Consider the following 14293-nt stretch of genomic DNA (forward strand, 5'->3'; position numbering starts at 1 on the left):
TTTTATGAATAAGTTTAAACTAGCATTTTTTGGCTACAGCGGATTTTTAGGGATTGCTGTTGGAGTCATTGTGGCTTTATTTATGGGGCTGACGGAGCTGGGAAATCAAATGATATGGCAGATCTTGCCTAAAGCGATTGGCGATCCGCGATTTTATCCCTTGATTGTCTGTACTATCGGGGGCGTTGCAATCGGTTTTTTTGTTAAACATTTCGGCCGTTACCCTCGGACGCTGGAAGAATCTTTTGAAGAATTTCAGGAGACGAAGCGAATAGATTATCACGATGGAAAGCTGATAAGGAATCTTTTAGGTTCCTTGATTGTCTTATTCTTTGGTGCAAGCTTAGGACCAGAGGCTGCACTAGTCGCGTTACTTGGCGGCTTAATTACCTACGTTGCTGATCGAAGAAAAATTGCTGAAGATCAGCGATCTGATCTGATTGAGTTTGGTGTCGGAACTTCGCTGGGTGTTATCTTTATGACCCCGCTGTTTGGTGTCGGGCGTTCAGTGGAACGGGACGATTGGCAAGTTGTTACGGAAAGTAAACTACAGAAATACGTTTTGTATATTTTTACTACCTTTACTGGTTTTATTGGATATCTTTTAACGTATAGTATTTTTCCTAATCAAGAGCAGGTTTTTGCGATTCGACGAATGGAGAGTAGTTTTACTTGGCAAGGCTTATTACTGGTTATCCCAATGATTCTCTTAGGCGCTTTGTTTGGAAAATTTTTCTTAGTTTTGCGGGAACGAGGGGAGAAATTGAATCAACGAATTCGAAATCCTCTACCTTTAGCTATTTTTGCCGGCATTCTCTTAGGTTTGTTGGGGACGATTTCTCCGTATTTTCTATTTTCTGGTGAGCATAATTTATTGTCTTTTACTCGTCAAGCAGAGACAATGAACTTTTTCCTTTTACTATTGATTGGCTTCGGTAAAGTGGCCATCACAATGATTTGTTTGGCTTGTAACTGGCGCGGCGGGACCATTTTTCCAATGATTTTTGCTAGTATCGCGACAGGATTAGCGTTTGCGAATCTGCTTCCATACTCACCTGGATTATTGGTGGCTGTTTTTACAGCGAGTGCCTGTGCGGTGATTTTGAAGCAGCCTCTAGCAACCGCGTGTCTATTTTTACTGTTGTTCCCAGTGGAGCTGTTCTTATGGATTTGGTTGGCCGGATATTTAGGCAATCTATTTTTACAGCGGGTTCCTTTTTTCCACGAGGAACAGACCATCAAAGCCTTCAAACTTCCTGAACTACCGAAACGGACGAAAAAACCATCGGTAAAAAATGAGGAAAAGACGCGGGATGTTTCGGAACTAAGAAAAGCAGCAGATCGTAAAAAAGCTGAAAAAGCAGATCTGCAGCCGCGTGTGACGGAGCCAAAACGAGAGATTTTAGCACGGAAAGAAGCCAAAAGACCGCGTGAGCCGAAAAAGGAAACACCCGTTAAAACAGACAAAACGACTTCTGATACACCAATGACTCGAATGAGTCGTCATCGTCGTAAGTAAAATCAGCAACAATTGATCCGTGGATCAATTGTTGCTGATTTTTTGTATTTTTTACGGAAAGTTTTTAAGGCTCAATGAGATTGAAATAGCTATCGACGGTGTTGATTTCAAACACTGAATGCCATTCTTCCAGCTCTTTTATCGGTTTATTCAGCAGTTGATCCATAAATGCCATTCTTTTCCCGTGGAAAAGAGGCGTGTCATTCTTCCAATGGCTTGAGTGAACTGGATAATAGGTTAAAATTCCTTGCCAATAATCCAGATGATAGCAAGAAGTGTATTGTTGATACATGCCTTCTTCAAATGTCCAATCATCTTCAAAAAGAACGACTCCGGATAGCTGTTTCTCTGTAGAGATAGTCAATAAACTAAGGTAATTCAGCAGCATTTCACCTGTAAGATGACTAATGATATCTTGTGAACTATTTGCATAGGAATCGGGATCTTTTGACGCACCATTAGCTAGCTCAAGGGCACCAGATAAATATTCATTACGCCAAGTTCCGGATTCTGCCTGATACCCTAGCTGAGTAAGTGCTTTTTTACATAAAAGGCGTGCTTCTTGGTTACTTGGATCGGAAAACACGATGAGATTAGTAACCTTCGCTACCCAACGATACTTTCCATTTTGATAATCGATGGCTGCATTCTCTAAAATATTCGCAGCGCCACCCATATAGCGAACGAAATTTTGTGCCTCCTCAATAGGTGGCAATGGATCGAGATTGACGGGATTAGAATCATACCAGCCCATGTATTTTTGATAGACAGCTTTGCTATTGTGACTCAGCGTTCCATAATAAGGACGTAAATACCATTTTTCCGTTAAGGATTTTGGTAAGTGAATCTGCTGTTCAACTTCATTGATTGTATAGCCTTTATTGATAGCGCATAAGGTCTGATCATGGATTCCTTTGTATAGTCGTGCTTGTGAAATGAGATAATCACTAATGGTATTGGAGTCTTCATAGGCATATCGTGGCCAAGTATGGGCGTGGAATAATACCTTCGCACGGTCACCGAATAGATGATTGGCCTCTAATAGATATTTTGACCAAGCGTTTGCATCACGAACTTGTGCTCCTCTTAGAGTATATAAATTATGCATGGTACAGGTACAATTTTCTGCCATCCAAAGTGCTTCATACTGGGGAAGAAATGTATTCATTTCTGCTGGGGCTTCTGTACCAGGAGTTAATTGAAAGACTAATTCTAACGCATCTATCGTGAGGGTTTCATTTTTAGTAATTTCTTTTGTCGGCAGTTCAAAGCTGACGGTCCCTAATGATTGTCCTTGTCCAATTCCGATGGATAGTGCCCCTGTAGCGTTCCTCTCAAGAAAGGTTCCATATTGATAGCCAGCTCTTCTGCCCATTGCTTTACCAACCATCAGATTCTCCGAGATGGCCGCCTCAGTAAATCCTGCTGGTGCCAAAATTGGGATCGTTGGATCTAATTTAAAATCAGGAAACAACCCGCGGATGCCACCAAAATGATCGACATGTGAATGGCTGATGATAATACAGGCAATATGGTCATCCACTGTTGGATAATGATTGTTTTCGAACCAATGATTGGCAAATTCAATCGCTGCTCTAGAACATTCAATGCTCATCAAGGTATCCAAAACCAACCAAGTATTCTTGGGAGATAGTACCAGTGTTAAATTAGCCATATCGAATCCGCGAAGTTGAAAAATTTTGTCGGTTACTTGAAATAAGCCTGTCTGGTGATTGCAGCGGGCGTTTTCCCATAAGCTTGGATTTGCTGAATCTGGACAATCTTTTTCTAAAAAGTCATATGCTTTTTGGCTCCAAATAATTTTGTCGTCTTGTTTAATTTCAAGCTTATCAAAAGCGGCAACACAATTTTGTTGGGCTAATGCCAATTCAGAATTGCTATCAAAAGGTAACGTATCCATCATCTGTTGGTTCTTTTGACAAGTACAGCGACTTGCTTTTTCCATAATTTTTTCCTCCTCGGTAGTAATAAACAGCAGCATCCAATAATATAGTAAGCGTTTTCTCAAAAGTGTGTCAAATTCCTGCTGAATCCTAGATGTTTGCAAAACTTATTTTTGAAAGCGTTGACCAAACTTCTGCTGACTGCTACTCTATTCATTAGAAGGCTAGAACTTCAAAACAGAAAGGAACGTGTGACAATGTTAAACGAAGCAAAGATTCGTGCGTATTTGGAAAAAGAGAAACTGGATGCTTTTTTTATTGCCAAAAGAGTAAATGTTCGTTTCACTAGCGGCTGGACAGGAGACGATTCATTTATTTTGCTCACACAAGAGGGACAATACTTTTTGACAGATCCGCGCTATACTGAACAAGCGGACATTGAAGTACCAGAGTATGAAATCATCAACTGGCGCTTGCCGGGACGGACTGTCGGAGACACTGTGGCCCGTTTGGCTAGTGAGAAAAACTTAAAAACGATCGCTTTCGAAGCGGATTATCTAACCTATGATATGTATTCTGATTTTACATCGAAAACAACAGCTGAGTTCGTACAAGCTGGCGGTGTGATTGATCGTATGCGTGCAATTAAGTCTCCGCAAGAGATTCAATATATGCGCAACGCTTGTGAAATTTCTTGTCGGGCTTTTAATCGAATTTTGGATGACATCCGAGTTGGGGTCACTGAAAAAGATTTAGCAGCTAGACTATCGATGTACATGGTACAAGAAGGCGCGGACACTCAGCCTTATGGAAATATTTTGATTTCTGGAGCGAATACGTCGTTATTACATGGGATCCCATCAAAAAAATCAATTGAATATGGCGATTTTGTCTTAATGGATTTTGGCTGTCAATATGAAGGCTATATGTCTGATATGACACGCACCGTTGTTGTCGGAAAAGCTACGGATAAGCAACGGGAAGTGTATGAATTAGAAAAACAAAGCTTGGAAGCAGCGGAAGCGGTAATGAAGAACGGAGCAGCAGTAAAAGATATTTATCAAGCCTCATTGAAACCGCTGGAAAGAACCGAATATCCGCAATATACTTATCGAAACATCGGACACAGTATTGGTCTGTTCGTACATGAACTACCATACATTGATGAACAATATGATGATGTTTTAGAAACAGGTATGGTGATGACGATCGAACCGGGAATCTATATTCCAGATTGGGGCGGTGTACGGATTGAGGACCAAGTTTTAATTACGGATGACGGCTATGAAAATATGATTAGTATTTCTCATGATTTGATTGAATTATAAGCGTGGGATAAGCTATACTAAGACGACGACGGCAGGAGCTGTCGTCGTTTTTTCACACTTAATTATTAAAAAATGACCGTTAGAGGCTGTATAAATTTACGGATTTTTTCGTTTGAAAAGGAGGGAAGCCCGATGAATGAACGGGAAGCGTTTGATTTCGTCTATGATATTGGCGAAACATTATTGAAAAATGGTGCGGAAATTAAACGGATCGAGACGACCATTCGTCATATTGCAGAGGCTTTAGAGTTGAAAGAGTTTGATAGCTTTGTATTGATCAATGGTATTTTTATGACGGCGCGGTTAAAAGATGCGACTGTTCAAGCCCGTGTTCGGGATATCCCAATTTCACCGATCAATTTAGGGCGAATCGAACAGATTAATACCTTGTCACGAAGATTGACCGAAAAGCGTTTAAGTCCAGAAGATGCCAATGAATGGTTGCAGGAAATCAAGCATGAATCCTTTGCTTCGAATCCTTTAAAAATTTTTGCTTATGCATTTGGCAGTGCCAGCTTTTGTTTTATTTTTGGCGGAAGTCTATGGGATACAATCGGCGCGCTCTTTTTAGGTGTATTATTGGCTTGTTTTTCAATGTATTTATTACCGAAGTTTAATATGTCAGATATTATTTCTACTATCACGAGCAGTGCGTTCGTTAGTATTTTGGCTTGTTTATTCGTTCATTTTATACCTGTGCTGCAGCTGACGAGTCTTATTACCGGCGGAATTATTTCTCTTTTGCCAGGAGTTGCTGTGGTGAATGGTATTCGGTACTTGTTTGATGGGGATTATAGCTCGGGCTGGGGGCAAATGATTTATGCTTTAATTACAGCTCTTTGTGTCTCTGTAGGTGTTGGACTGGTCTTACGTGTTTTTAGTTTTCTATGATGGGAAAAAAAAGAAATGATCATCCAATAAAAATTGAATTCGTCATTTTACCATAGTGATGGGAAGGAGTGCAGCCAATGATAAATGGCTTGTTTCAAATCTTAGCAGGTTTTTTAGGAACGATTTCTTTTGCGATCTTATTTGAGGTTCCACGTTGTTACTACGTTCATTGCGGTGTTATCGGTGCTTGCGGCTGGTTCATTTATTTGTTTATCATGCATTTTTTTGTAGCGCCAGTAGCGGCGACGTTCATTGCTTCGTTAGTATTGATCTATCTTTCAAGAGAAGCGTCATTTGCATTAAAAGCTCCAGTCACGATTTTCTTGATTTGCGGAATTTTCTGTCTCGTCCCTGGGATGGGTATCTATAATTTTACTTATAATTTTTTTATTGGTGATTCCATCAAAGCGGCTCAAATTGGTGTCCAAGTTTTAAAAATTGCGATCGCAATCGCTGTAGGTATTACAGCGGGATATGAATTATCGCCCAAATTTTTCTACTCATATCACAAAATGCAAAAGAATAAAAATTCATTGTCGTGAATAAATGATAGAAACAGTTCTTATAGACAGTTTTGTTGTATAACAGAACTGTTTTTTTATTTGTATTTAAATATTAAAAATACAATGATTTGCTTTTAAGATGTTATTGTTCTGCCCATTTTTTTAATAAAAAAACAAAATCATGAGAAAGAGATAAGGCGCAAAATTACTCGAGAAATAATACAACTAGGCTCATTTATTTTTCTAAATATTCTAAATAAGCGCTGATTTTGAAAAAAAGTTTTAAGAATCGTTTAAATAAGCGAAAAGATATAGTAAACTAGTGGAAGCGGATACGAATATTTAAGTTTAAATTTTTTCTCAGAAATACTTGAAATCCCAATGATTTTATGGTTATTTTAAAACTAGTGATAGGTGAATAGTTGAACAATTTTTTATTGCTAATTCCAGGCTGTTGCATAGCAGTTCGATTCCGCGAAAAGATGATTATTAACAGCTACGTGAAAACAGAGCTGTTTTTAATAATGCCAGCAGGCAAACAATATCAATAAAAGGAGTGAAACATTTTGAAAGAACGTCGCGTTGAAAGAGTAATTGAAAAAATGAAAGAACAAGGTTATGGCCAACTGTTAGTTTCAGATCCAACAACTATTTTCTATCTAACTGGTCGCTGGATTCATCCTGGTGAACGGTTGTTAGTATTAGTGATTACTCCAGAGAACAAGAACACATTGATCGTTAACAAATTATTCCCAATCGAAGAAGACTTGGGCGTGGAAAAAGTATTTATTGATGATACCGACGACGCTGTGAAGAAAGTGCTTGAGTATGTTGATACTGACCAAAAAATTGGTGTAGATAAGAATTGGCCTGCCCATTTCTTATTACGTTTGTTAGAACTTGTTCCAGATGCCAAATTAGGTAACGGATCAGAAGTAACTGACGCAGTTCGTGCTGTTAAAGACGAAGAAGAAAAACAATTGATGCGTGATGCGCAAGCAGATAACGAGATCGCGATTGATCGTTTGAAAAAGCTATTGCCGGAAGAATTGACTGAAGCTGAAATGGCTGACAAATTAGGCGAAATCTACAAAGAATTAGGCAATACAGGCTTCTCATTTGACCCAATCGTAGGGTATGGGGCAAATGCGGCTGATCCTCATCATGAAACAGATGATTCAAAAGTGAAACCTGGTGATTCTGTCATTCTAGATATCGGGGGAATCAAGAATTCTTATGCCTCTGACATGACTCGGACGTTCTTCTACAAAGAAGTCTCTGATAAAGGTCGTGAGGTCTATGAAATCGTAAAAGAAGCTGCACAACGTGCCATTGATTTAGTAAAACCAGGCGTGAAATTGTCTGATATTGATGCAGCTGCCCGTGACTATATCACTGAAAAAGGCTATGGCGAATACTTCACACATCGTCTAGGTCATTTCATCGGAATCGATTGCCATGAAGCGGGCGATGTTTCAGGAGCAAACGATAACGTCGCTGAAGTCGGCAATGTCTTCTCGATTGAACCAGGAATCTATATTCCAGGCGAAGTGGGCGTACGTATCGAAGATTTAGTCATCGTTACAGAAGACGGCTGTGAAAACTTGAATCATTATCCTAAAGACTTAGAAGTAATCGGTTAGGAGGCCGCGCAACGTATGAAAATCGAAGAAGGCTATATGCCATATCTAGGGCATAAAACTTATTACCGAATTGTTGGTGAACAATCAGGCAATAAGAAACCATTGATTGTCATGCACGGCGGACCCGGATCAACCCATAACTATTTTGAAGTCCTTGATGAAATGGCGGTCGATGGCCGCCAGATCATCATGTATGATCAATTAGGTTGCGGAAAATCTGCGGTTCCTTCACAGCCAGAGCTTTGGACGGCTGAAACATGGGTCAATGAGCTGATTGCTTTACGGGAACACTTGGGTCTTGATGAAGTTCATTTATTGGGACAATCTTGGGGCGGAATGTTGGAAATCATTTATGTTTGCGATTACGCACCGAAGGGGATTAAGAGTATGGTCCTTTCTAGTACGTTACCTTCTGCAAAGCTGTGGGCGCAAGAACAACATCGAATGATCAAATTCATGTCGGAAGAAGATCAAGCAGCAATCGCAAAAGCCGAAGAAACTGGCGTATACGATGATCCTGCTTATCTAGCTGCCAATGACCGTTTCATGGTACGCCACGCGGCGCCAGTATTCACCAAAGAGGATCCAGAACCATTGTGGCGCGAAAAAGTCGCAGGTACAGAAAGCTATGTTACGGCTTGGGGTCCAAACGAATACTCGCCGGAAGGAACATTGCAGGGATATGATTACACAGAAAAATTACGTGATGTCACTATCCCGACACTTGTTACTAGCGGCACAAACGATTTGTGTACACCTTTAGTAGCGAAAACGATGTATGACGCGATTCCAGGAGCAAAATGGGAGCTGTTTGCTTACAGCAGACATATGCCTTTTGTTGAAGAACGTGAGAAATACATGAAACTGTTAGCGGAATGGTTAGCAGCAAACGAATAATTTTTAAAAGAGAGAAGGAATGATAGTGGAAACAACTCCAGTAAAATCAAAAAAACCTTTTGGGTTTTATGTCTGTGCGTTAGGATTTACATTTGAACGTATGGCCTTTTACACAGCGAAATATATGTTGGCGATTTGGATCGCAACTACTGCTGCATCTGGTGGTTTAGGAATGACTAGTGCACAAGGTGTACAAATTTCAGCTTGGTTTGTTGCTGCAACATATATTACACCAACGATTGGTGGACTTATCGCCGATTACTGGGTAAGTCCAAGACTTTGTGTGGCTGCCGGAATGATTATGATGGGTATTGGCTACATGTTAGCTTGGCAAGCGAGTTCAATGGGCATGGTGTGGCTGATGATTATCCTAGTTGCGCTCGGTACAGGTTTGTTTAAAGGAAATCTGTCTGGTGTAAACGCCTTGCTGTTCAGCGATGAAAAAGAATTGAACGAAGCATTCTCTATTCAGTACTCATTTGTAAATATTGGTTCATTTATGGGAACAACGTTCTTAACCCTATTGATTCCAGGCTTCGGTTTTAATTTTGTGTTCATGATTTGTGGTGTATTATTACTTATTGATGCAGCTTGGTTTATCTTTAATAGCCGTTCGTTAGGTGAAGCGGGTAAAAAGCCATTTAAAGTTGACCAACGTCAATACGAATCAGCAGGTAAAAAAGAAGAGGGTGCTGACACCAAGCTTACTTCTGGTGATAAAAAGCGTCTTGTAGCTATTTTCCTTGTTACTATGTTCTCTGTTGTTTTTTGGACTGTTTGGTATTTAGCTTATATGCCAGCTTACTTCTACTTTGGTTGGGGTGATGGTGCAGGATTCTTGAATCGCGCGAACTGGGTGATTGGAAACTTCCATGTTCCTACTGCCTATTTTGATTCAATGAATGCATTAACATGTATCATCTTAGGACCTGTCTTGGGTCGTTTATGGACGAAACTGGCTGCTCGTCCTAAAGGTGATATGAGTATGTTTAAGAAAACAGCATTAGGGATGATCTTAGTTGGGGTTTCTTATGTAGTGATGGTATTTGGTGATATCGTTGGAAAAGGAAACGCATCAATTATCTGGTTAGTGATGGTTAGTATCTTAATGTCAGTAGGAGAAATGATCTTCTCGCCTTTAGGAAACTCATTTATCTCTAAATTAGCACCAGCAAAACTAATGGGTTTATTGTTAGGTTTCTGGACAATCGCTGTATTCTTCTCACAAATGATTTATCCAGTGATTTATGCTCTGTTAGAAACAGATGTACCTGGAGATTTCCAAATGGGATATGGGGTTCTAGCAGCAGTCGTTATTGTACTAGGATTAATCCTTTGGTTTGGAAGTAAATCATTAGACAAACTAGAAACAGCCGAATAATTTTTGAATCATTTTTTTAAGCTCTTGCCTTGTAAAGGCAAGAGTTTCAATCTCGTAATTCATTTTATAGGCTTTCGCTTTCGTCAGAGTCTTTTTTTAATAGATTAATTAGGCTTTGAAAAAGCAAAAATCACTTTCTTGATGTGATTGATTCTTCACAACAAACCAAAGTTAAAAATGCTCTTGCCTTGTAAAGGCAAGAGCTTTTTTTGTAAAGCCTTCTTTTTAATAGATTAATAGAAAAAAGCAAAAATCACTTTCTTATGTGATTGATTATACATATAAACCAAAGTTAAAAAAGCGTGATTATTGATAAAAATAATTTATAGAGCATGCCGATAATGAGAGTAAATCAGGCAGTTAAATAACGGTAATTATTACTGAATAAATTTGTGAAATAACGCGTGCAAATAAAGGGCATACTAAGGCTTTGTAGGGATTGTCGACAATATACAATCTTCATGAATAGTGTAAAATTAGTATTTGTAAACGTTTTTTGCTTATTTGAAAAGTTTGATGAAAATTCAATTAGAGAATTCGAAAAAATAGGCAATTTGAAAAGTAGTTTGTCAGAAAATATCAAAATATTGAGGAAACGACCTTTTACTAGTTCGGTGATTGTGCTATCATTTACTTGAACTACGGGTGGCTGATTTGCTCAAGTTCGAACAAACAAAAAAGCAGGGAGGTGAAATAATTTGACACAAATTCTTATACCATTAAAACAACATGTCGGCGCTCCTTGTAAAGGAATCGTGAAGGCTGGTGATCAAGTTCAACGTGGACAACTGATTGCTGAGCCGAATGGTTTAGGTGCAAACATCCATGCAAGTTTTTCTGGAAAAGTAGTAGATGTAGATGGAGACAATATTGTTCTAACGATTGATGAGGAACAAGATTTTTCTAACTATCTGCCTATTCCAGAAACAGATTCGTATGCAAAGGCAGTCGAAGCTGCAGGGATTGTCGGTGCTGGGGGAGCAGGTTTCCCAACATTCTTAAAGCTAGCTTGTGATATTCCAGAAGGAACATTTATCGCAAACGGGGCAGAATGTGAAGCGTTGCTGGCTCATAATGTGAAGCAAATGAGCGAACATATCGATCAATTGATTCGCGGGATGAAGTATTGTATGGAAATGACGAACGCGCCTAAAGGGGTGATTGCGGTAAAAGGCAAACACCGTGTGTTAGTAACGCGTTTATTGAAAGCAGTGGACAACGAACCAACGCTTGACGTTTACCAATTGCCGGATATTTATCCAGCAGGGGATGAGCGTATGATCGTTCGTGAAGTAATGGACATTGTTTTAGAACCAGGCCAGCTTCCAACTGAAGTTGGTGCAGTGATCGACAATGTGGAAACGATCAAACGAATCGCAGAAGCAATTGAAGATCGCAAACCGTTCATTGACAAAGACGTGACTGTTTCTGGTCGTGTAAAACAAAAGGAAACTGTCTTTGTTGACGTGCCAATCGGAACACCGGTCAAAACATTGATCAATAATGTCGGTGGTTACGTTGAACCACATGGCGAGATCGTTATCGGCGGACCAATGACTGGAAGAAGCGGTGATGAGATGACACCCATCACTAAAACAAGTGGTGGCGTATTAGTCGCAATGCCGTTCCCTCAAGAAAGTCGTAAGGTTGGTCTTTTGATCTGCGAATGTGGCGGGTCAGCGGAACGAATGACTGAAATCGCGAATAACATGGGCGCAGAAGTTGTCGCTGCTGAAAGATGCAAGCGAATGGTAGAAGTAAATGGAAGATATAGATGTGCCTTGCCAGGTATTTGTCCAGGTCAAGCTGCTACTGTAATGTCCTTGAAGAAACAAGGAGCAGAAGTAGTGATGACTGGATCCTGTTCCGATTGAACGAACACCGTCATGGGTGTAGCTCCTAGGTTAGGAGTTCCGGTTTATCATCATACAGATCATGTACTGCGGGCAGATGGTCACAGACTATATCGTAAATTACCTACAAACTAAACAAAATTTTAGGAGGATTTAACGAATGTCTATTACAGCAGAAACTGCTCAAGAACATGCCAAAGACCCTGCAGTATTATGTTGCCGTGCAGAAGCAGGCAAAGTAATTGCTCCAGATGATTTAGAAGATCCAGCGATCTTCCCAGATTTAGAGGATTCAGGTTTATTAGAATTGCCTGAAGCGACTCTAACAATCGAACAGGTACTTGGTACCACATTGAAAGAAACAACGGATGCGTTGGTTCCATTAACAAGAGAATTATTAGATGGTGTTTCTGAAGACACTGAAGAAGCAACGGAAGAGGAAGCTCCTGCTGAAGAAGCTGCTCTAGCACCAGTTGCTCCTATTGCTCCGGTAGCACCAGTTGCGCCAGTTGGCGGACAAACGATCAAGATCCATATTGCTGAAGGACGCGGCATTGATTTAGAAGTGCCAATGGCTATTGCAGGTCAAATGGGCGTTGCTCCAGCAGCACCAGCTGCTCCAGTTCCAAGTGAAGCAGCACCAGCACCACTGGCTGAGGCACCAGCTCCAGAAGCGAAAGTAGAAGAAAAAGTCGTTCGTTCAGTTCGTCGTGACCACATGAAGATTGAAAAAGTGATCTTTGGTGAGGAAACGAAAATTGAAGGCACAACTTTAGTTTTACGTAAAATGGAAGATATGTGTGCGGAAGCAGCAGAACTAGAAGAACTAGTTGAAAGTGTTACTTTTGAAATTATTACACCAGATAAATACAACGAATATAGTGAAACGATCATGGACGTACAACCAATCGCTGCCAAAGTTGATGGTGCGGATATCGGCCATGGCGTTACTCGTGTGTTAGATGGCGTTGTTATGGTTCTTACAGGAACAGATGCAAATGGTGTACAAATCGGAGAATTCGGTTCATCTGAAGGTGAATTAGACCGTAACATCATGTGGGGACGTCCTGGTGCACCAGATAAAGGCGAAATCTTCATCAAAACACAAGTAACAATCAAAGAAGGCGCGAATATGGAACGTCCTGGACCATTAGCCGCTCATAAAGCATCTGACTACATTACACAAGAAATTCGCGAAGCTGTTAAAAAAGCAGACGAATCTCTAGTAGTAGCGCAAGATGAAATCGTACAAAAACGTCGTATTGGTAACAAACGCGTGATCATTGTCAAAGAAATCATGGGTCAAGGTGCGATGCACGATAACTTGATTATGCCAATCGAACCAGTTGGAACATTGGGAGCAAAACCTAACGTTGACTTAGGAAATCTGCCAATTATTTTAGCGCCAACAGAAGTATTAGATGGTGGTATCCACGCGTTAACATGTATTGGACCAGCATCAAAAGAAACTTCTCGTCACTATTGGAGAGAACCATTAGTACGTGAAGCGATGGAAGACGAAGAAATCGATTTAGTCGGTGTTATGTTTGTTGGTTCTCCGCAAGCAAATACTGAAAAATACTATGTTTCTAAACGTTTAGGTATGACAATCGAAGCAATGGATGTTGACGGCGCGATTGTTACTACTGAAGGATTTGGTAACAACCATATCGACTTTGCTTCTCATATCGAAGAAATCGGTAAACGCGGCATTAAAGTTGTCGGAGACTCTTATTCGGCTGTACAAGGTGCGCTAGTTGTTGGGAACCCAGAAATGATTGCAATGGTAGATAACAACAAATCTATGCAAGGGATTGAAAATGAAATCCTTTCAAACAACACACTTTGTAAAGAAGACGCAATTCGTGATTTAGCAATGTTGAAAACATTAATGGGTGGCGGAACAATCAAAGCCGCTGAACGTAAATGGAACCCAAATGTGAAAGCAAACAACATTGAAATCATTGAAAAGACTACTGGTAAGAAGATCGACCTAGTAGATAATGAACAAGTCTTGCCTAAGAGTAAAAAACGCCAAGAAATTTACGAAGTAGAATAAGGTGAAGTAATGGATGGAATGAACAAACTCAAATATATTTCGACGGAACAAATGTTTGAAGGGATTATCGTTGAACTTTACGATGCCAGCGTTACGATCGACTTAAAGGGTCGATTAGGCCAGCTTAAAATACCCCGTCGAATGATCATTTCTGAATATGATTTAGAAATCGGTCAAGAAGTTGGGTTTTTAATGACCTATCCAGAAGTTTTGGCGGAAGAGCCGGACGAGCATTACAAAACTGCTATTTATGAGCATGAACGTCGTCGGGCCGAAGCCAGAAGAAAACGTGAAGAAGCAGGAGAGGAGAATTAA

General features: G+C 40.1%; 11 protein-coding genes. 10 read left to right on the forward strand and 1 reads right to left on the reverse strand.

The window, feature by feature from the left end; genetic code table 11:
• Nucleotides 1–4: 4 nt before the first annotated feature.
• Nucleotides 5–1519 (forward strand): chloride channel protein, encoded by a 1515-nt coding sequence (locus tag J9537_RS18415; RefSeq protein WP_060789442.1) that lies wholly within the window; start codon nt 5–7, stop codon nt 1517–1519.
• Between the two features lie 64 nt (nt 1520–1583).
• On the opposite strand, the gene J9537_RS18420 is transcribed toward J9537_RS18415, so the two are convergent.
• A complete protein-coding gene (locus J9537_RS18420; RefSeq protein ID WP_218257425.1) occupies nt 1584–3485 on the reverse strand; it encodes an alkyl/aryl-sulfatase in 1902 nt (633 codons plus the stop codon).
• Between the two features lie 195 nt (nt 3486–3680).
• Here J9537_RS18420 and J9537_RS18425 point away from each other — a divergent pair, with 195 nt between their 5' ends.
• The 9 genes from J9537_RS18425 (at nt 3681) to J9537_RS18465 (ending at nt 14293) form a co-directional block, all read left to right on the forward strand.
• Nucleotides 3681–4751, forward strand: coding sequence for a M24 family metallopeptidase (locus J9537_RS18425; RefSeq protein WP_218257426.1), 1071 nt, complete (start codon nt 3681–3683; stop codon nt 4749–4751).
• A gap of 132 nt (nt 4752–4883) precedes the next feature.
• Complete coding sequence (locus J9537_RS18430) at nt 4884–5642, forward strand: threonine/serine exporter family protein (RefSeq protein ID WP_028021063.1); 759 nt, start codon at nt 4884–4886, stop codon at nt 5640–5642.
• 77 nt (nt 5643–5719) lie between these two features.
• Nucleotides 5720–6184: a threonine/serine exporter family protein gene (locus tag J9537_RS18435; RefSeq protein ID WP_010744019.1), complete on the forward strand. Its 465-nt coding sequence runs from the start codon at nt 5720–5722 to the stop codon at nt 6182–6184.
• Nucleotides 6185–6711: 527 nt separating this feature from the next.
• Nucleotides 6712–7788, forward strand: coding sequence for a M24 family metallopeptidase (locus tag J9537_RS18440; protein WP_218257427.1), 1077 nt, complete (start codon nt 6712–6714; stop codon nt 7786–7788).
• Nucleotides 7789–7803: 15 nt separating this feature from the next.
• Nucleotides 7804–8685: a proline iminopeptidase gene (gene pepI / locus J9537_RS18445; protein ID WP_060789439.1), complete on the forward strand. Its 882-nt coding sequence runs from the start codon at nt 7804–7806 to the stop codon at nt 8683–8685.
• 25 nt (nt 8686–8710) lie between these two features.
• Nucleotides 8711–10066, forward strand: coding sequence for a peptide MFS transporter (locus tag J9537_RS18450; protein ID WP_060789438.1), 1356 nt, complete (start codon nt 8711–8713; stop codon nt 10064–10066).
• 698 nt (nt 10067–10764) lie between these two features.
• Nucleotides 10765–12054: a proline reductase-associated electron transfer protein PrdC gene (prdC, locus tag J9537_RS18455; protein ID WP_174520513.1), complete on the forward strand. Its 1290-nt coding sequence runs from the start codon at nt 10765–10767 to the stop codon at nt 12052–12054.
• Nucleotides 12055–12079: 25 nt separating this feature from the next.
• Nucleotides 12080–13978, forward strand: coding sequence for a D-proline reductase (dithiol) proprotein PrdA (prdA, locus tag J9537_RS18460; protein ID WP_218257428.1), 1899 nt, complete (start codon nt 12080–12082; stop codon nt 13976–13978).
• A 9-nt stretch (nt 13979–13987) separates the two neighbouring features.
• Entirely contained in the window at nt 13988–14293 is a 306-nt protein-coding gene (locus J9537_RS18465) for a CBO2463/CBO2479 domain-containing protein (RefSeq protein ID WP_060789389.1), read from the forward strand.

It is taken from the genome of Enterococcus raffinosus (genome assembly GCF_019175485.1).
GTDB classification, from domain to species: domain Bacteria; phylum Bacillota; class Bacilli; order Lactobacillales; family Enterococcaceae; genus Enterococcus_A; species Enterococcus_A raffinosus.

Coding starts and splice junctions, on each gene's coding strand:
- pepI (WP_060789439.1), top strand. CDS start 7,804: ATGAAAATCGAAGAAGGCTATATGCCATATCTAGGGCATAAAACTTAT.
- J9537_RS18425 (WP_218257426.1), top strand. CDS start 3,681: ATGTTAAACGAAGCAAAGATTCGTGCGTATTTGGAAAAAGAGAAACTG.
- J9537_RS18430 (WP_028021063.1), top strand. CDS start 4,884: ATGAATGAACGGGAAGCGTTTGATTTCGTCTATGATATTGGCGAAACA.
- J9537_RS18415 (WP_060789442.1), top strand. CDS start 5: ATGAATAAGTTTAAACTAGCATTTTTTGGCTACAGCGGATTTTTAGGG.
- J9537_RS18465 (WP_060789389.1), top strand. CDS start 13,988: ATGGATGGAATGAACAAACTCAAATATATTTCGACGGAACAAATGTTT.
- J9537_RS18435 (WP_010744019.1), top strand. CDS start 5,720: ATGATAAATGGCTTGTTTCAAATCTTAGCAGGTTTTTTAGGAACGATT.
- prdA (WP_218257428.1), top strand. CDS start 12,080: ATGTCTATTACAGCAGAAACTGCTCAAGAACATGCCAAAGACCCTGCA.
- J9537_RS18420 (WP_218257425.1), bottom strand. CDS start 3,485: ATGGAAAAAGCAAGTCGCTGTACTTGTCAAAAGAACCAACAGATGATG.